The organism is Jeotgalicoccus halotolerans (assembly GCF_003387165.1).
In the GTDB taxonomy this organism is placed as follows: domain Bacteria; phylum Bacillota; class Bacilli; order Staphylococcales; family Salinicoccaceae; genus Jeotgalicoccus; species Jeotgalicoccus halotolerans.
This window is the reverse complement of sequence record NZ_QUMW01000009.1, coordinates 576775-593406: the sequence shown is the minus strand read 5'-3', so window position 1 is coordinate 593406 and position 16632 is coordinate 576775. Positions and strand designations below refer to the sequence as shown.

Sequence of the window (16632 nt, the reverse complement as noted above, 5' to 3'; positions counted from 1 at the left end):
TGCATAATTTTCATGCACAGAATTTTTAATTTTTGATAACATTGGTAGTAAGATGAAATGTAGGAGGGGACACACTTGAAAAAGTGGTTAATCGCGGTTTTGGCTTCACTGATGTTTTTATCAGCATGCAGTGCAGGCGCAGTAGAGCCGATGAGCCGGTACGGTGATGAAGTACAGGACTTCGAAGTGACGAATCAGAATGATGAAGCGTTCACTAGAGAAGATATGGATGGTAAAGTATGGCTCCTCAGCTTTATCTTTACGAACTGTGCGACTGTTTGCCCGCCGATGACTCAAAATATGACTCAGGTCACCCAGGAATTGGATGAAAAGGGCATCGAGAACTATGGAGTAATGAGTTTCTCTGTTGATCCTGAAGTTGATACACCTGAAGTGTTAACGGAATATGCAGGCTGGTATGATATACCGGAAAATACAGAATGGCAGTTTCTGACAGGGTATGACTATGAGTTTATTAGAGGATTCGCAGAAGATAACTTTAAAACCATTGTCGCACCGCCGCCAAAAGGCAGCAACCAGGTCACCCACGGTACTGCTTTCTATCTGATTGATGCAGACGGTACAATCATTAAAGACTATTCCGGTGTAGATTCAGGCGATACAAAATTCCCGCAGGCGGAAGTTGTATCTGATGTAGAAAAGCTGGTTGAACAGAATAATGAAGAATAAATAAAATTTTTATGAGCGCCGGCTGAAATATCAGTTTGGTGCTTCTTTTTAATTAAACTGAGATTAATATCTTAATCTTTAGGGTAAACAAATTAAAAGGAGAGTGGATATTAATATGACTAAATCTGTATTAATTATGGTAACAAATGCTGACACAATCGCAGGCAATAAAGATAAACCGACAGGTCTGTGGCTGTCTGAAGCAGCAGAACCTTATATCGCATTTCAGAGTGCAGGATTTAAAGTTGATATAGCATCACCGAAAGGCGGAGATGTTCCGATTGACCCGAACTCTGTCGAGAATGGGAATGATGATGAGAAATTCACTGAAGTGACGAAACTTCTTCAGAAAACGCCGCGTATCGGAGACCTGGTATATGAAGGATATGACGCAATATTCTTAGCAGGCGGTCACGGGGCAATGTTTGACTTCCCGGGAGATCCTGATATTCAAAATATTATGGCCTACTTTAAAGACAACGGCAGAATTATCAGTGCTGTATGTCACGGACCGGCAGCCTTTGCCGATGCAAAAACCAAGGACGGTAAATATTTAGTAGACGGTGTTAAACTGACTGCATTTACAAATGCTGAAGAAGACGCCGTGAATTTATCAGAAGATATGCCGTTTATGCTGCAGACAAAACTTGAAGAAAACGGCGCAGGTTTCGTAAAAGGCGAAGCGGGCGAAGAAAATGTCGTTTCAAGCGGCAGCTTTATTACGGGGCAGAACCCGGCATCAGCCGAAGGGGTTGCAGAAGCAGTAATTAACAGATTGCAATAATATATTTTGAAGTAAGCGGTACTCTTTTTAGGGTGCCGCTTTTTTTGGATTGGGATGAGGGTGTGGACCGCGGGGAATGGTGCATTATGGTATGTACAAGTACAACACCAGATCGTCGTCCTACCCGGACAAATTTATCACATGAAAAATCCGGAATCACAGAGATTCCGGATGGTTTTTAATAATACTATGCTTCTTTATTTTTCATTTTATTTACAGTCAGCATAATGGCAACTAAGATGACGATACATAAAATATTTTTTGTGAACAGCGGCAGCGGCGACATATTTACGAGTATTCCGACACCGAGTGCGAGCACTCCGTAAAGCGGGAATTTACCTGAAAATTGTGCGAGTACTGCACCGAAGATTGCCGGCAGAACGAATGGAAATACTTCCTGTACACTTTCAGGAATCACTGTTAAGAGCCATAGTCCCGCAAGTATAACAGGTATCAGTATTATTTTATTAACGAGTGAAGCGGCACTGATTCCAAGTGTGCCGATAATTTCACCTTCATCTGTACCCGCTTTAACACCGACTGCTTCCTGGCATGATGCGACTGCAGGCAGGCACATGTTTGAGATGTTGCCGGTAAAAAATGCAACATATGTACCGGATACTCCGAGTACAGGGAAGTACATAATCGGTTCTAAAAACCAGACGATTGCAACAACTGCTGCATAAGCGAGAAAGCTGTTAAGAATTAATGAGAATCCGGGATGGAATCCCATAACAAACGAAATGTATAAAGGCATTGCAAATGATATTAAGATTGCCAGCCCTAAAGTAATACGGCCCCATCTGTGAGAGGCTGCTCTAAATTCCTGCATAAAAACCCCTCCGTTTTATATAAAGAAATAAACTGCGATCAGACTGATCAGTATTGAAAATCCTAATGACCATTCTTTCAGCCAGTTAATTCCTTTTTTATTTGCTATATAGTTAAATGTAAGTGACGAAATTACAGCCACTATTGCCGTGAAAATATAGGGTGCGCTTTTTATCATTTCAGCGCCGGTTAACGATCCGAAAACGGCAATCATTGCACCGCTCGCAACTATGCCCATTAAGTATTCACCTTTTGGTTTAGCTGTTAATTTAGTCTGTATTTTACTTAAGTACGGTGTAGCGAAAAAGGTAAAAATCATCCAGCCGGCACCGCCGATACATAAGGTCCAGACGACGAGGTTAAATATTTCAGGAGTAAAACCATCCCCCGCTAAAGCTGCTCCTGCAGATTGTGCCGACAGCTGTGCGCCCATACTTTCAATCGGTGCAGATCCGATAACACCGATTCTCATCATAGTCAGCGGATTGCCGATTAATGAAATTAAAGATACTGCAACAATGATAATACCAATTGAAGGACCAATCGCAGTAATACTTCCGGTCTTCACTGCGCGTTTAATATCCATTTCGCTGATGCCCACATCTCTTGCTGCTTTCTTTGATAATGATAAAAATTTTACTGCCTGAAAAATAACCAAGGCCACTATCGCGGAAGCAAATATCCAGACGACAGGGGAGTTGGCAAAATCCATACCTGACATGTAATCAAACCCCTTTATTTATCTTTCTGTTTTTAAATTACATTAACTTTCAAGGCGTCCTAAAACCACATCTCCTAAAGTTTTCGCACTGATTAAAAGCGAATCTTCATGAACTTCAAATTTAGGGTGATGGTTTGGATATGGATTTTCCACACCGTCAGGTTTCGATCCTACGTGGATGAAAGTCCCGGGTATTTTTTGAGTGTAATATGCAAAGTCTTCAGATCCGCTGGAAGGTTTCGGATGTTTAATCTCAGTAATATAAGAACCGACACTTTCTGATAAAATATCTTCCACATATTGTGTCTCCTCAGGGTGGTTGTAGGTCACCGGATAATCGTAAACATAATCCAGATCGCATTCAACATCAAATGAACTTTCAATACCGGCAGCAATTTTCTTCATAGCTTCATAGGCAGGTACTTTATTTTCTTCATTTAAGTAACGGACTGTTCCTCTAAGAGTAACTTTATCCTGAATAACGTTGTAGCCGCCCGGTGCATCGAAGGCTGTAACTGATACGACGACTGAGTCCATCGGATCCATGCGGCGGGAAACGATTGTCTGTGCTTCAGCGACAAAGTAAGCGCCGGCAACTAACGCATCATGGGTCGTATGAGGCATTGCGCCGTGTCCGCCTGAACCTTGTATAGTTAAATCAAAGTTGGAGCGGCCGGCCATTGAATTGCTGGATATCAGACCTACTTCCCCGACGTCGAGCATAGGGAAAATATGAATGCCGTATACTTCGTCGAGGTCATCGAGTATGCCTGATTCAACAATGCTTTTCGCACCGCCTGGCGGTACTTCTTCAGCGTGCTGATGAATGAGTTTTATCGTGCCGTTCCATTCATCTTTTAATTCAATCAGCGCTTCCCCGAGGTGGAGCAGGTAAGCGGTATGTACGTCGTGTCCGCAGGCGTGCATCACTCCGTCATTTTTAGACTTGAAAGGAACATCTGCTTCTTCCTGAATCGGCAGTGCATCAAAGTCGGCGCGAAGACCGATGGTTTTGCCAGGTGACTGGCCGCTGATTTCAACGATAATTCCATAACCGTTTCCAACATTTGCAGTAACTTTAACATCCTTATCCTTATAAAAGTCTTCGATAAACTTCGCTGTGTTTTCTTCTTTAAATGAAAGTTCCGGGTTAGCATGAAGATGCCTTCTCGTTTCAATCATGTGCTGTTCTTTCGACTCCAGTTTACTGAAAAGCTTTTCTTTTAAACTCATTGTGAATCCCCCTTTTTATATATGAACATAGTTTATCACTGGGGAAATATAATGACAAATTATTTTATGTATTCAGAAATTTAAGAAAATATAAGTTGTGACGATTTTATGTCTTTATTTGTCCATTTTCCGTTTATTCAGAAATTTTTAGGGAAAGTAAAAATTATAATGAACTATATTCTTAATCTTAAGGAGTGGATATTTATCAGATATTTAATGCTGTTATTTGCAGGCTTCTTATTTTTAGCAGGCTGCGGAACGAGTGACACGGAGGAACCTGCGGAAGATAATACGGCACCGAGCGAGGGCACAGAAGAAGATGCCGAGGATAATTCTGTAGAAGACAAGGAAGGTACAGGATCCGGTGAAGAAGCAGAAACTGATACAGAAGGGACAAATTCCGGCGAAGATACATCAGATGACGAATCAACGGATGAGACAGAAGATACAACAGGTGAAGACAGAGCAAGAGAAGACACTGACAGAGATGATGAAGCGGAAAATGAAGAATCGGGTACTGAAACTGATGATTCAGAGAGTGACAGTGAAGACGGTATTGAAGAAGATGATTCATCTGAAAGCTCATCTTCAATAGATAATGTTGATGCGGACAGTGCAGAATCGGAATCAAGAGATATTAATTTTGAAGTTTCCGAAGAGACATTAACCGGACAAGATGGTACTGAAATGACTTCGATGTTTGAATTGAACTCAGGTATCGGCGAACAGCTGGCGAACGCTTCCGAATCGGATGCAGCAATTGAAGAAGTACTCATGCCAAAAGAAGATGTAGCGACTTACTATGCAGAAACATTTATGGTAATTAACGTTTTTGCCGGAAATTCAGACCTTCCTGCGGATAGTGATGTGGCAGGTCTGACAGCGGAAATAGATGAAGGGGATGAATTTGAAGTATTCTCTGGCATGTTCGATCCTGCGACGAGTTCGATTGTTCCTTACGCTTATGCTGATGCCGACTCACTGTTTGTGTATGAGAACGGCATGTGGAATGATTACGGAGGACAGGCTGAAGCAGAAGAAATCTATTACGGCTCATACTCCAATCTGCATGACGCTTTTATGGAAAGTTCTGATGTAATCAATATCTCGGAAGATGATGAGAATTATTATCTTCATAACATCGGATCTGAAAATATCTTGCATGATACATTCGGCAGCCTTTTCAGTGTAGAGTTTACCAATGCTGAATTATCGGAGCAGCAAAATGCTGTAGTCGGTATCGTTGATAAAGAAACGAATGAACTGTCACATGTTGCTTATGTTTCAACTGCACCAGGCTTAGTGGAAGGTGAGAAACTGCATATTGAAGTATCATCGGACCTCGAAGATTATGGTGAATATGATGACGAAGGTATCACAGTGCCGGAAGGTATTTATGAGTAAAATATAAAAGCGTGTTAAGCGGAACTTCCGTAATCTATTCATTTAGATTACGGATTTTTCTATTTTAAAAGATTTTTTATTTCTGCGAAAATCATACTTTTGTCAGTCAGTTTTCCATTAATAATCTGATTTCGGTGCAATCTTGAAAAAACTGTCCAGATATACATACAAATTTTAAATTTATGCGATTTTACAACAACTTAGCTGCAGCTTATATTGAGCTTATCACGAGCTGGAGGTTAAATATGTCTCTAATTATCATTGCGGGCGGCCTGGTCGCCTCTTTCCTTTACGCATTGACTCAGTCGGACAGTATTTCCTTTTTAACGAGAAGAAGCCGTTGTGATTCGTGTTTAACAAATTTAAAAGTCACTGACTTGATTCCGATTATCAGCTATTTAAAAAATCGCGGACGCTGCAGTCATTGCAGGAAACCTGTTGGCCTGAATTATTTAATAGTGGAAGTGCTGACAATTTTACTGTTTGTAATGCCGCTTATCGTACCACTCAGTTACGATAATATGCTGCTGTATTATCTGCTCGTCAGCATACTTATTCCTCTGTCAATTTACGATTTTGATACGCTCTTGATTCCCGTTCATATGCTGATGCTGCTTTTCGTTTCCGGCTTATATTTAACCGGTTTTGAATATATGGATGTACGGATTGATTTTTTTACCGTGGTGATTCTCCATATTTTCTATATGCTGTTTAAGGAAAAAATCGGCTACGGCGATATTCAGCTGTTTTCTGTACTGGCAGTAATAACACCCTTTGATTTTTTTATCTTTACCTTTTTATTCACATATATAATCGGCGGAATTTCGATTATCATTCTGGATTTGTTTCAGACTTCGCGTATTACTAAGGTGCCCTTAGTTCCATTCATCGCTGCAAGCTTAATCACGACATTTTATCTCTACGCTGATTTTATCGATATATACTATGGAGGATTTTAATGACTGGAGAACTGCTTATAAGAGAAATGCATGATTCCGATAAACCCCGGGAACGTTTAATTAATTACGGCCCGGATAAATTAACGAATCAGGAACTGCTGGCCATATTAATCAACACAGGTAACCGGAATGAATCAAGTATCAGCTTAGCCAGTAAAATATTAAAGAATTTGCAGTCCATCAGAGAACTGAGAGATGTAACTTATGAAGAGCTGACTGCCATTAACGGAATCGGCAAGGCGAAAGCTATTACTATACTTGCTTTTATAGAACTCGCTGTCAGAATGCATACCCATTCGAGGGAAGAAGATAAGTATATCCGGTCTCCAAAAGACGTGACGGATATACTGATGGAGAAAATCAGATATTACAATCAGGAACATTTTATCGTGCTGTATTTAACGACCAAAAATATGGTCATAGAAGAAAAAACCCTATTCATCGGTTCCCTGAATACAAGTATTGTGCATCCGCGTGAAATATTTCGGGAAGCTGTGAAACGTAGCGCTGCAGCTTTTGTCTGTGTCCATAATCATCCGAGCGGAGACCCGACACCGTCAGAAGAAGATATCGAAGTCACAAAAAGACTACGTGAATGCGGTGATTTGATAGGAGTGGACTTTCTGGACCATATTATTATCGGTGACGGCAAGTATGTTTCTCTGAAAGAAATGAATTATATATAATGGAGGCTTCAGTATGGGACTGGATATGTATTTACTGCTGGAAGATATTGAGACAGGAGAAATAATAGAGTACAGCTACTACAGAAAATTTAATGCGCTGCAGGGATACTTTGAACAAAATTATAATATTTCAAACCCGGGGAAAATACTCTTAAAAGAAAACATTATTTCAGATTTATATCTTAGACTGAATGAAATCCGCTATTCTCCTGAAAAAGCCAACTTGCTGCTGCCGTCATATCCAGGGCCTTTTTTCGGCAGTTATGAGTATGACAGACTGTACCATTCCTATATTAATCAGGCAGCTATGGATTTCTATCACGCGAAGTTTATCGATTATAAAAAGTACAGATTATATTATGCCTCGGACTGGTGAAAATAATTTTATAAATAAGCATAAGGGCACTGTTTGTCAGTCTTCCTTATGCTTATTAGTAATTTCGCTGATAAATATGACAGTAGGCATAACGATGCCGAGAAAGCCTTCAAAGAGCGAGATGTAACGAATCGGGCCGATGGGATTCAAGTCTCCGTATCCGATAGACAAGAGAGTTGCTCCGCTGTAGTAAATCATTTCTGCAAAGTTATGATCCTTCATCACAGACCCCTGATTGCTGTCGATCAGTATCGGGGAAGAAAATGACATAATGTAATAAATTCCTGCAAAGATTAAAGTCAGAGAAATCATAACGGTAAAGATATAAAGATAAAGCGGCCATTGCAGCGCAAAGTTATGAGTATCTTTCATCTCTCCCTTTTTCTTTGCGAAAGCCCCGATTTGAAAGAGAAAAAATAAGATGAAAATGGTTAAAATCGCATGAGACATGAAACCCCTCCTGATAGATTTTATCAGTGTAAATATTCTTTATTTCCCTGTACAGGAGATTATGAAACCCGGTTAAATTTTATGGATTGCTTTAAAAATACCAGTGGAAGAACAGTGGAAATGCAGTCTGTTAAGTTCAAAAATATATATGTATAATAAAAACAAAGAGGATTTAAATTATATTTTAAAGTGGAGGAATTTATATGCAGTACGCAGAACTTAACAATGGTTTAAAAATGCCGATTGAAGGCTACGGTGTTTTCCAAGTTGACCCGAAAGAAACAGAACGCTGTGTGCTCGATGCACTTGAGACCGGCTACCGCAGTCTGGATACTGCAGCGACCTACGGTAATGAAGAAGGCGTTGGTAAGGCAATTAAAAAGAGCGGAGTAGCCCGTGAAGAAATTTTCCTGACTAGCAAGCTGTGGGTTGCTGACCAGGGGTACGACAAAGCTAAAAAAGCATTTGAAAAAACTTTGGATAAGTTAGGAACAGACTACCTTGATTTGTATTTAATACATCAGCCGCTCGGAGATTATTACGGCTCATGGCGTGCTATGGAAGAACTTTATAAAGAAGGTAAAATTAAAGCAATTGGTGTGTCGAACTTTGATTCAACACGTCTCGTAGATTTAATAGTTAATAATGAAGTCGTTCCGGCAGTAAATCAGATTGAGCTTCATCCTTTCCTGCAGCAAAAAGAAGCTCAAAAAGTAATGCAAGAGTACGGGGTGAAAGTTGAATCATGGGGACCGCTCGCTGAAGCGAAACATGATATTCTAAAAGATGAAATGCTGAAGAAAATCGCAGATAAATATAATAAGACTGTTGCGCAGGTTATTTTAAGGTGGCATCTTGAGCAGGAGATTATCATTATTCCAAAATCGGTTCGTAAAGAACGCATGGAAGAAAATCTTGATGTTCATGATTTTTCACTTGATAAAGCTGATATGGAAGAAATTGCAGCTCTTGACGGCAAATATCCGAGGATTGTCGATTATAATATTATGGACATTGTGACGGGCATGAATTCTTCGAAAACACCGGAATAATATCTGTTATTGAGCTTCTGTGTATTAAATTACGATTGTTATAAATCAATTTACAGATGGGAGCGGTAGAATGATTAGTTTAAAAACTGAAATCTGTGATGTTTTAAATATTAAATATCCAATTATCCAGGCGGGAATGGCTGGGGGAGCAACAACGCCGGAACTGATTGCGGAAGTGAGCAAGGCCGGCGGCCTTGGCACACTGGGCGCTGCATATATGAAGCCGGAAGATATCAGGCAGACGATTTGCGATATTAGAAAATTAACGGATAAACCATTTGCTGTGAATTTATTTTGTGTGGACAATTCTGCAGAACCGGATGCTGAAAAGAAAGAAGCAGTGATGACTGAACTGCTTAAAATTGGCAAGGATCTTGATGTGAGCGAAGCGGATATTCAGTTTAATGCAGCTGATTATTTTAATGAGCAGGTTAGAATATTAATAGAAGAAAAAGTACCGGTAATCAGTACAGCTTTCGGTCTCCTGCCAGAAGATAAAGTAAAAGAAGCTAAAGAAAGAGGTATGAAAATCACGGCGATGATAACGACGGTTGAAGAAGCTGTCCTTGCCGAAAAGAGCGGTGCAGATATTATTATTGCTCAGGGTTCAGATGCAGGCGGTCACAGAGGAACTTTTGATTTAATCCGTCATGAAAATGGAGCAGATATCGGGACCTTTTCTTTAGTTCCGCAGGTCTCAGACAATGTGGGAATTCCAGTAGTTGCTGCCGGCGGGGTGAATGACGGCAGAAGCCTCGCAGCTGCTCTTGCTCTCGGGGCTGCAGGCGTTCAGATAGGCACGCGATTTTTATCGAGTGAAGAAGCAGGCATTCATAGAGCTTATAAGCAAAAACTTTTTGCCAGTAAAGAAGATGAGACGGTTGTCACCAAAGTGTTTTCCGGAAGACCGGCACGCGGTATACTTAACAAATTTATAGAAAAATTTACTGCAGAGCCGCTGCCATATCCGTATCAGAACTCTGCAACGAAAAGTGTCAGAAGTGCCGCAGCTGTATATAGTGACAGCGAGTATATGTCGCTCTGGGCAGGACAAAATCTGCGCTCTGTTGTAAAAGAGCAGCCGGCAGCTGAAATAGTAGAAGAAATTGTGGATGGTGCGAGGAAGATACTTGGGTAAGTACGTTGTTAAATTGACAAAGCTCATGGGGCGACTTATAAGTACGTTATGGAATCGACAACGTACATAAGCTGTTCCAATCCTGCGATCTTTCTTATCAACCAGCGTATATAAGACAAAAGCAGCCGCATAATATGCAGCTGCTTTTATTAACATTTACAGAAATCCGATCAACATACCGCCAGCGCCGCCGGTTACTACAATAACCCACGGCGGAAGTTTGAAGTAGAGCAGCATGACGAACAGTATGGCTGCGAGAGCGAAGTCTGCAGGTTTTAAAATAGAACTTGTCCAGATCGGTGTATATAGTGCCGAAATCAATATACCGATAACTGCGGCATTAACACCCATTACAGCACCTTTGATCTTCTCGTTATTACGGAGCATATCCCAGAATGGCAGTGCGCCTAATATTAACAAGAAGGCCGGCAGGAATATCGCGGCAGTTGCAATAAGTCCCCCAAACCAGCCGTTCATTACTGTTCCAAGATAAGCTGCGAAAGTGAACAGCGGACCGGGTACTGCCTGTGTTGCACCGTATCCTGCGAGGAAGGCTTCTTCCGTAATCCATCCCGTCGGAACGAGTTCCTGTTCAAGTAGCGGCAATACTACATGTCCGCCGCCGAATACAAGAGCGCCTGCTCTGTAGAAGCTGTCTATAACAGCAACCCAGTAAGAGCCTGTCAGCTCACGGAAGGCCGGCAATACAAATAGCAGTACGAAAAACAATACTAAACATGCTGCAGAAAAACTTTTTTTAATTGGGAAAGATGCAGATTTTTGACCATCGTCCTTATAATCTTTAAAAAGAATAAAACCGATGACCGCTGCAATCAGAATAACACCGATCTGGGTAAATACCGATTGAAAAAGCAGTGTTGCGACCAGAGCAAACAGTGCGATGACTTTTCTTTCTATATCCGGTGTGAGATTTTTACTCATTCCCAGAATGGCGTGGAGGACAATTACAACGGCAACAATTTTCAAACCGTGTATCCAGCCTGCTTCACTGATATCGAAAGTCGTCATCAGAGAAGCAAAAATCATCAAGACGATAACAGAGGGCAGGGTAAAGCCGATAAATGATGTCAGTCCGCCGAGTACACCGCCGCGCATTACACCGACACCGATGCCGACCTGGCTCGATGCAGGTCCCGGCAGAAATTGTGAAAGTGCAACTAAATCCGCATAGCTTTTTTCACTCATCCATTTTTTTCTCCCGACATACTCGGCATGGAAATAACCGAGATGGGCTGTCGGACCGCCAAAGGATGTCAATCCGAGTCTCGTCGATACTAAAAATATTTCTAACAGTATTCTGAGTTTGTTCATTAATTTCTCCTAAAAGTATAGTCTCCTTAAAAGATAGCATTTTTAGAAGATTATTAACATTGGCTATTAGTTATTTACACAAACTTAACACTGTCTCATTTGCGCTCGCATCATATGCTATAATTATTTTCTAAATAATTATTACGCTGGAGTGTTTCATTACATGTCAGACCAGCAGATTTTTACTGTGATTTTCGGGTCCGCCGGACTTTTTTTGATTTTAATATCAGTGATAATTTATGTTTTTGGAGTCGCAGTGAAAAAGCGGAAATGTACAGCAGAACGACAGGTAAATTTGTCGATAAAGTGCAGGGCAGCGATAATAATCTTTATCCGGTTATAGAATATGAAGCAGGCGGCGTCATATACTGAAGAAAGAAAAATATGACCGCCCACGGGTCGATTATCAATAGATACCCGATAGGATACAAACTGATTGACTTGTACGACCCGGAAAAACCAAAGCGCTGTTTAATCGGCGGCACCAAGATACAGATACTAGCGGCATTTATTCCCGCGATTATCGGTCTGGTCTTCTTCATAGTCAGTGTGGTAATATTTTTATTTTAATATAAGTTCAGGCAGGGATTTTAAATGAAAAAAAGAGAAAAGAGTGCAATGACTGCACAAAATATAAGCAGAAAATTAAGATGTCCGCTTTGTCATGAAGCTGTGGAAGTGAGAGAGCTTAAAAGTCTGGTCTGCGTCAATAACCACACTTTTGATTTCGCCAAACAGGGCTATGTAAATATTCTTAAAAAACCTGTGGATACTCAGTACGATGATGCTTTATTTGAGGCACGGCAAAAAATAATCTGTGATGAAAAATTATATGCACCGGTACACGATAAAATTGCTGATATAATATTAAATCATTCAGCAGAAGATTCACTGCTGTTTGATGCGGGTTCCGGTGAAGGGTCTCACTTGCAGACGATACTTGATAAAGTAAATACAGAAACATTGACGGGTATCGGCCTGGACATTTCAAAAGAGGGTATCTTAATGGCGGCGAAAAATTACGGAAATCCATTGTGGATTGCTGGAGATCTTGCGAACCCGCCGCTTAGTGACAAGTCCTGCAAATTTATACTGAATTTTTTATCGCCTGCAAATTACTCTGAATTTAAAAGAATTTTAGCTGAAGACGGTATAATTATAAAAGTAATCCCGAGCAGCGGTTATTTAAAAGAACTCCGCAGGGAATTGTTCAGCGGTACAGAAGGGAAAGAATATGAAAACAATGATACACTTGAATTAATGAAGAAGAATGTTAAGCTTGTGAAAGAAGAACGGATAACTTATACGAAATTTCTTGACGCTGCTGCACTGAAAGATTTAATCTCCATGACACCGCTCGGCTGGCATGCAGATACAGCGCAGATAGAAAGATTTGCGGATAAGGGGAATAAAGAAATTACGGTGGATATGCATATTATCCTTGCAGCTGCTGAAAATTAAATTGAAACATTTCCGTATATATTTCAGTTAATAGTTTGCTATTTTAAAGATAATAGTTGATAATTACACTAAAGAGAGAAAATTATATGGAAATATTACTGTGTTTATTACAAACACGTTACAAAGTAAAAGAAATTCGCTCATGGGCTTGAAAAGTTCTGAACATTAAAATATAATGAAAATATATTAAGAAATACATAACAGAACGCACAAACAAAAGTTAAAGCTATACTCTTCATATCATTAACTAAGTCGTTCTTCGATAGTGCCTTTGGCCTAGATATCATATTATATTATTTATCTGTTAGGGAGACTTTTGATCTCCCTTTTTTTGTTGCCTTTTTTAAGGCTATTTAAACACTAAGAAGGTGAACATATTATGAACAGTGATGGATTGCACAGCTATGCCCGTAAATTTCTCGCTGAAAATTTCGGACTCACACTCGAAATCCCAATCAGAATATCAAAAAGAATGAAATCTAAGCTCGGCGCCTTTCAAATAAAATATCAGAAGCAGCAGGTTGTTTCGAAAGAAATTGTTATGTCCCACACTTTTCTCGTTAATAACTCCAGGGAAATTATTCTCGATGTGCTGTATCACGAATGTGTTCATTATGCACTATACACATTAAAGAAACCATACAGAGATTCGGATCGTGAATTTACCGAGACGCTGGAGCGTCTCGGTATTGCCAAAACCCGGAGCTATAAATATAAGGGCCAGGCCTATTTATATGAGTGCAGAAAATGCAGCTACCAGTTTACGAAAAGGGTCAAAGGCTACAATAAAAGGTATATATGCAGACACTGCCGCGGCAAGTTTACTTATAAAGGTACTGTAGCAGCGAGCTGATTAAAGATTATCTGAATTGATTCAAGAGAGAAGTGTTTCATATAGTTACTTATATATGATAAAGATTTAAAAACATTTGCAGAAAGACTCGATGAGATTACAGAACTCTATCAAGATTAGTTTATTGTCTGTCATCAAATGTGGTATTATTTACCCAGATATTAAATTTTGGGGGCGGCATGAGAGTGATTAATTTTTTTAATCGAAACCGCATGTTAATCGTGCTGTTTGGCATAGTAGTATTAATTGCATTAATCGGTTTTTCTTTGTCGGACAGAGATTCCACAACGAAAGCGGAGCAGTTCACCGGTGATACGGCAGCCGCGACTCAAAAGGTTGTCGATGCGCCGTTCAGCTTTATAGGAAATATATTTTCAAACATAGCAGGAAGTTTCAGTGCACTTGAAGAAAACGAGAAACTGAAACAGCAGCTCGATATGCTGCCGCAGCTGCAGTCGGACAATGAACGTCTCAAGGCTGAAAACGAAGAGCTGCGAGAGTCTCTGGAAGTAAGTTCCAGTATGGCTTACGAGACTGTCAATGCCCGGGTTATTTCACGTGCACCTGACCAGTGGCTCGAATCCTTTACGATTGATAAGGGAGAAAAAGACGGCATTAAAGAAGGCATGGCAGTGTCGACATCGGAAGGACTGGTCGGGATTGTTAAACGCGTTAACGGTAATTCGAGTTTTATCGAGATGATTTCGACGAATGCATCACAAAATAACCTGTCGGTTGAAGTAAGACACAACGATGAAGCTGTATACGGCAACATCCGTAACTTCGATACGGAAAATGATGTGCTGGTCGTGGAAAATATTAAAAGCCAGGTAAAACTTGAAAAAGGCGACGAAGTATTTACATCGGGACTGACAGGTGCTTTCCCTGAAGGTATTGTTATCGGTAAAGTAGTGGAAGTTGAAAACGATGAATACGGGCTGAGCCAGAACGCTTATGTACAGATGAACAGTGACTTAAATGATGTGGATAATGTGTTTGTCTTAAAACGCGATCCTGAGTCACTGGAGGATTGACAAATATGCAGACGATAGTAATTTTTATTATAGGAATATTACTCATGTATACTGATATGGCTTTTACCGGCTTCAGTCCGATGATGGTTTTTGGAGTTGAAGTTTACTTTGTGCCGAAGCTTCTGTTTATGTATATTCTGCTTTTAACGATATACGCAGGGCCGGGAATCAGTATGTTTTTTGCTGCTGTATTCGGTATTATGCTCGATGTGTACATCGGTTCGCTGTACGGTGTTCACATCTTTGGTTTTATCGCCTTCGTAGTCTTTATGCAGGCAGCTTTCAGAGTGTTCTACAGGGATTTTGTAGCGATGGCCTTTGTCGTCCTGCTGAACACATTTCTTTTCGATTTATACCAGTACGCGATTTACCGGGTGCTCGATTTTATAGCGATGCCGTTCTTCGACTATATCGCGCTCCGGGCAATCCCTAGCGTACTGGTCAGTGCGCTGTTTTTCGTTATCCTTTATGTCCTTGCCATTCAGACGGCGAAGGTCAGAAAAGAATTGCGGAGAATCAATTGACACAGCCACTTATATTTTATATAATACAGTAGTTGATGAAACGTAAACGTCAACCGCACATATATAGGTTTAAGCGGCAGAGCCCACCTATAGTGGCGTGTCTTAAATAATAGGAGGTGTAAGTATGTTTGCAATCATCGAAACAGGTGGTAAACAGGTAAAAGTTGAAGAAGGTCAATCAATCTTCGTTGAAAAATTAGAAGTTGAAGAAGGCGCTGAATTCACGTTTGACAAAGTACTTTTTGTTGGAGGCGACAGCGCTAAAGTTGGAGTTCCTACAGTTGAAGGTGCTACTGTTACAGCTACAGTTGAAAAGCATGGACGCGGTAAAAAGATTAACGTTATCAAGTTCAAACGCAGAAAAAACTACAGCCGTAAACAAGGTCATCGTCAGCCTTATACTAAATTAACAATCGGCAAAATCAACGCGTAATGATTAATGTTATCGTTGCCCGTAACAGTGAGAAACATATTACCGGATTTACGATGGACGGACACGCGGACTTTGATGTTCACGGAAAAGATCTCGTATGTGCAGGTGCTTCGGCAGTTGTATTCGGCAGTGTGAACGCAGTATTTGCGCTTACTGATTACGAGCCGGCCATAGATATGGCCGAAGAAGGTGGATATTTAAGTGTTAAGCTTGAAGATACATCTGATGACAGAGTTCAATTGATTTTGGAAACAATGATTGTGTCATTAAAAACTATTGAATCAGAATATAGCGAATTTATAAAAATTGAACATGAGTGAGGTGTATTGAATGTTAAAATTAAACTTACAGTTCTTCGCATCGAAAAAAGGGGTTGGGTCGACTAGAAACGGTCGTGACTCTGAATCAAAACGCCTTGGTGCCAAAAGACAAGATGGACAATTCGTAACAGGCGGATCTATTTTATTCCGTCAGCGCGGTACTAAAATTCACCCTGGTGAAAACGTAGGACGCGGCGGAGATGACACGCTATTCGCGAAAATCGACGGTGTTGTTAAATTCGAACGTGTCGGACGCGACAAAAAACGTGTTTCTGTATATCAGGAAGCAAAATAATAATTTTGTGGCATCAGCTTCTGCTGATGTCTTTTTTTATGAATGTTATAATTAAA

General features: G+C 40.4%; 21 protein-coding genes and 1 other annotated feature. Of the genes, 16 read left to right on the top strand and 5 right to left on the bottom strand.

What is annotated here, in order from left to right; genetic code table 11:
- Positions 1-75: 75 nt before the first annotated feature.
- Complete coding sequence (locus DFR63_RS04245) at positions 76-690, top strand: SCO family protein (protein ID WP_115884492.1); 615 nt, start codon at positions 76-78, stop codon at positions 688-690.
- Positions 691-805: 115 nt separating this feature from the next.
- On the top strand, positions 806-1474 hold the full coding sequence (locus tag DFR63_RS04240; protein ID WP_115884489.1) for a type 1 glutamine amidotransferase domain-containing protein: 669 nt from the start codon (positions 806-808) through the stop codon (positions 1472-1474).
- Positions 1475-1661: 187 nt separating this feature from the next.
- Here DFR63_RS04240 and DFR63_RS04235 read toward each other — a convergent pair whose 3' ends face one another.
- Genes DFR63_RS04235 through DFR63_RS04225 form a run of 3 tightly spaced genes read right to left on the bottom strand, consistent with a single transcriptional unit; the run spans position 1662 to position 4259 of the window.
- A complete protein-coding gene (locus DFR63_RS04235; protein ID WP_115884487.1) occupies positions 1662-2306 on the bottom strand; it encodes a small-conductance mechanosensitive channel in 645 nt (214 codons plus the stop codon).
- Positions 2307-2321: 15 nt separating this feature from the next.
- On the bottom strand, positions 2322-3026 hold the full coding sequence (locus DFR63_RS04230; protein WP_115884486.1) for a DUF5058 family protein: 705 nt from the start codon (positions 3024-3026) through the stop codon (positions 2322-2324).
- 42 nt (positions 3027-3068) lie between these two features.
- Positions 3069-4259, bottom strand: a complete 1191-nt coding sequence (locus tag DFR63_RS04225) for an amidohydrolase (RefSeq protein ID WP_115884485.1) — start codon at positions 4257-4259, stop codon at positions 3069-3071.
- Between the two features lie 168 nt (positions 4260-4427).
- On the opposite strand from DFR63_RS04225, the gene DFR63_RS04220 reads away from it, so the two are divergent.
- The 4 genes from DFR63_RS04220 (at position 4428) to DFR63_RS04205 (ending at position 7684) form a co-directional block, all read left to right on the top strand.
- A complete protein-coding gene (locus tag DFR63_RS04220) occupies positions 4428-5663 on the top strand; it encodes a hypothetical protein (RefSeq protein WP_147302197.1) in 1236 nt (411 codons plus the stop codon).
- A 245-nt stretch (positions 5664-5908) separates the two neighbouring features.
- Positions 5909-6622: a prepilin peptidase gene (locus tag DFR63_RS04215; RefSeq protein WP_162842274.1), complete on the top strand. Its 714-nt coding sequence runs from the start codon at positions 5909-5911 to the stop codon at positions 6620-6622.
- Positions 6622-7308: a RadC family protein gene (gene radC, locus DFR63_RS04210; protein ID WP_115884482.1), complete on the top strand. Its 687-nt coding sequence runs from the start codon at positions 6622-6624 to the stop codon at positions 7306-7308. The genes DFR63_RS04215 and radC overlap by 1 nt, the downstream gene beginning before the upstream one ends.
- A gap of 13 nt (positions 7309-7321) precedes the next feature.
- A complete protein-coding gene (locus DFR63_RS04205; protein WP_115884481.1) occupies positions 7322-7684 on the top strand; it encodes a hypothetical protein in 363 nt (120 codons plus the stop codon).
- Positions 7685-7720: 36 nt separating this feature from the next.
- Here the strand turns inward: DFR63_RS04205 and DFR63_RS04200 are convergent, their stop codons facing one another.
- Positions 7721-8134, bottom strand: coding sequence for an ion channel (locus tag DFR63_RS04200; protein ID WP_115884480.1), 414 nt, complete (start codon positions 8132-8134; stop codon positions 7721-7723).
- Between the two features lie 203 nt (positions 8135-8337).
- On the opposite strand from DFR63_RS04200, the gene DFR63_RS04195 reads away from it, so the two are divergent.
- Together DFR63_RS04195 and DFR63_RS04190 are read left to right on the top strand one after the other, a co-directional pair.
- Positions 8338-9186, top strand: a complete 849-nt coding sequence (locus DFR63_RS04195; protein ID WP_115884479.1) for an aldo/keto reductase — start codon at positions 8338-8340, stop codon at positions 9184-9186.
- Between the two features lie 28 nt (positions 9187-9214).
- The gene (locus DFR63_RS04190; RefSeq protein ID WP_342767900.1) at positions 9215-10324 is read left to right on the top strand and encodes an NAD(P)H-dependent flavin oxidoreductase; all 1110 of its coding nucleotides are present in this window, start codon (positions 9215-9217) and stop codon (positions 10322-10324) included.
- A 156-nt stretch (positions 10325-10480) separates the two neighbouring features.
- Here DFR63_RS04190 and chrA read toward each other — a convergent pair whose 3' ends face one another.
- Positions 10481-11656 (bottom strand): chromate efflux transporter, encoded by a 1176-nt coding sequence (gene chrA / locus DFR63_RS04185; RefSeq protein WP_115884477.1) that lies wholly within the window; start codon positions 11654-11656, stop codon positions 10481-10483.
- A 384-nt stretch (positions 11657-12040) separates the two neighbouring features.
- Between chrA and DFR63_RS11630 the strand changes: the two genes are divergently transcribed.
- The 8 genes from DFR63_RS11630 to rpmA all read left to right on the top strand — a co-directional run bounded on the left by DFR63_RS11630 (position 12041) and on the right by rpmA (position 16576).
- Positions 12041-12226, top strand: a complete 186-nt coding sequence (locus DFR63_RS11630; protein ID WP_147302196.1) for a hypothetical protein — start codon at positions 12041-12043, stop codon at positions 12224-12226.
- A gap of 24 nt (positions 12227-12250) precedes the next feature.
- Positions 12251-13117 (top strand): putative RNA methyltransferase, encoded by an 867-nt coding sequence (locus DFR63_RS04180; RefSeq protein ID WP_115884476.1) that lies wholly within the window; start codon positions 12251-12253, stop codon positions 13115-13117.
- 379 nt (positions 13118-13496) lie between these two features.
- Positions 13497-13970 carry a SprT-like domain-containing protein gene (locus tag DFR63_RS04175; protein WP_115884475.1) on the top strand — a complete coding sequence of 158 codons (474 nt, stop codon included), beginning with the start codon at positions 13497-13499 and terminating at the stop codon, positions 13968-13970.
- 185 nt (positions 13971-14155) lie between these two features.
- A complete protein-coding gene (gene mreC, locus DFR63_RS04170) occupies positions 14156-15004 on the top strand; it encodes a rod shape-determining protein MreC (protein WP_115884765.1) in 849 nt (282 codons plus the stop codon).
- Positions 15005-15009: 5 nt separating this feature from the next.
- Entirely contained in the window at positions 15010-15528 is a 519-nt protein-coding gene (gene mreD / locus DFR63_RS04165) for a rod shape-determining protein MreD (protein WP_115884474.1), read from the top strand.
- A 41-nt stretch (positions 15529-15569) separates the two neighbouring features.
- Positions 15570-15641: a sequence feature (ribosomal protein L21 leader region), on the top strand.
- An 11-nt stretch (positions 15642-15652) separates the two neighbouring features.
- Positions 15653-15961: a 50S ribosomal protein L21 gene (gene rplU / locus DFR63_RS04160; RefSeq protein ID WP_115884473.1), complete on the top strand. Its 309-nt coding sequence runs from the start codon at positions 15653-15655 to the stop codon at positions 15959-15961.
- Positions 15961-16281 carry a ribosomal-processing cysteine protease Prp gene (locus DFR63_RS04155; RefSeq protein ID WP_115884472.1) on the top strand — a complete coding sequence of 107 codons (321 nt, stop codon included), beginning with the start codon at positions 15961-15963 and terminating at the stop codon, positions 16279-16281. The genes rplU and DFR63_RS04155 overlap by 1 nt, the downstream gene beginning before the upstream one ends.
- A 10-nt stretch (positions 16282-16291) precedes the next feature.
- Positions 16292-16576: a 50S ribosomal protein L27 gene (gene rpmA / locus DFR63_RS04150; RefSeq protein WP_115884471.1), complete on the top strand. Its 285-nt coding sequence runs from the start codon at positions 16292-16294 to the stop codon at positions 16574-16576.
- Positions 16577-16632 lie beyond the last annotated feature (56 nt).

Coding starts and splice junctions, on each gene's coding strand:
- DFR63_RS11630 (WP_147302196.1), top strand. CDS start 12,041: ATGACCGCCCACGGGTCGATTATCAATAGATACCCGATAGGATACAAA.
- rpmA (WP_115884471.1), top strand. CDS start 16,292: ATGTTAAAATTAAACTTACAGTTCTTCGCATCGAAAAAAGGGGTTGGG.
- DFR63_RS04205 (WP_115884481.1), top strand. CDS start 7,322: ATGGGACTGGATATGTATTTACTGCTGGAAGATATTGAGACAGGAGAA.
- DFR63_RS04180 (WP_115884476.1), top strand. CDS start 12,251: ATGAAAAAAAGAGAAAAGAGTGCAATGACTGCACAAAATATAAGCAGA.
- radC (WP_115884482.1), top strand. CDS start 6,622: ATGACTGGAGAACTGCTTATAAGAGAAATGCATGATTCCGATAAACCC.
- mreD (WP_115884474.1), top strand. CDS start 15,010: ATGCAGACGATAGTAATTTTTATTATAGGAATATTACTCATGTATACT.
- DFR63_RS04175 (WP_115884475.1), top strand. CDS start 13,497: ATGAACAGTGATGGATTGCACAGCTATGCCCGTAAATTTCTCGCTGAA.
- DFR63_RS04215 (WP_162842274.1), top strand. CDS start 5,909: ATGTCTCTAATTATCATTGCGGGCGGCCTGGTCGCCTCTTTCCTTTAC.
- rplU (WP_115884473.1), top strand. CDS start 15,653: ATGTTTGCAATCATCGAAACAGGTGGTAAACAGGTAAAAGTTGAAGAA.
- DFR63_RS04225 (WP_115884485.1), bottom strand. CDS start 4,259: ATGAGTTTAAAAGAAAAGCTTTTCAGTAAACTGGAGTCGAAAGAACAG.
- DFR63_RS04155 (WP_115884472.1), top strand. CDS start 15,961: ATGATTAATGTTATCGTTGCCCGTAACAGTGAGAAACATATTACCGGA.
- DFR63_RS04240 (WP_115884489.1), top strand. CDS start 806: ATGACTAAATCTGTATTAATTATGGTAACAAATGCTGACACAATCGCA.
- chrA (WP_115884477.1), bottom strand. CDS start 11,656: ATGAACAAACTCAGAATACTGTTAGAAATATTTTTAGTATCGACGAGA.
- DFR63_RS04235 (WP_115884487.1), bottom strand. CDS start 2,306: ATGCAGGAATTTAGAGCAGCCTCTCACAGATGGGGCCGTATTACTTTA.
- DFR63_RS04230 (WP_115884486.1), bottom strand. CDS start 3,026: ATGTCAGGTATGGATTTTGCCAACTCCCCTGTCGTCTGGATATTTGCT.
- DFR63_RS04195 (WP_115884479.1), top strand. CDS start 8,338: ATGCAGTACGCAGAACTTAACAATGGTTTAAAAATGCCGATTGAAGGC.
- DFR63_RS04220 (WP_147302197.1), top strand. CDS start 4,428: ATGAACTATATTCTTAATCTTAAGGAGTGGATATTTATCAGATATTTA.
- DFR63_RS04200 (WP_115884480.1), bottom strand. CDS start 8,134: ATGTCTCATGCGATTTTAACCATTTTCATCTTATTTTTTCTCTTTCAA.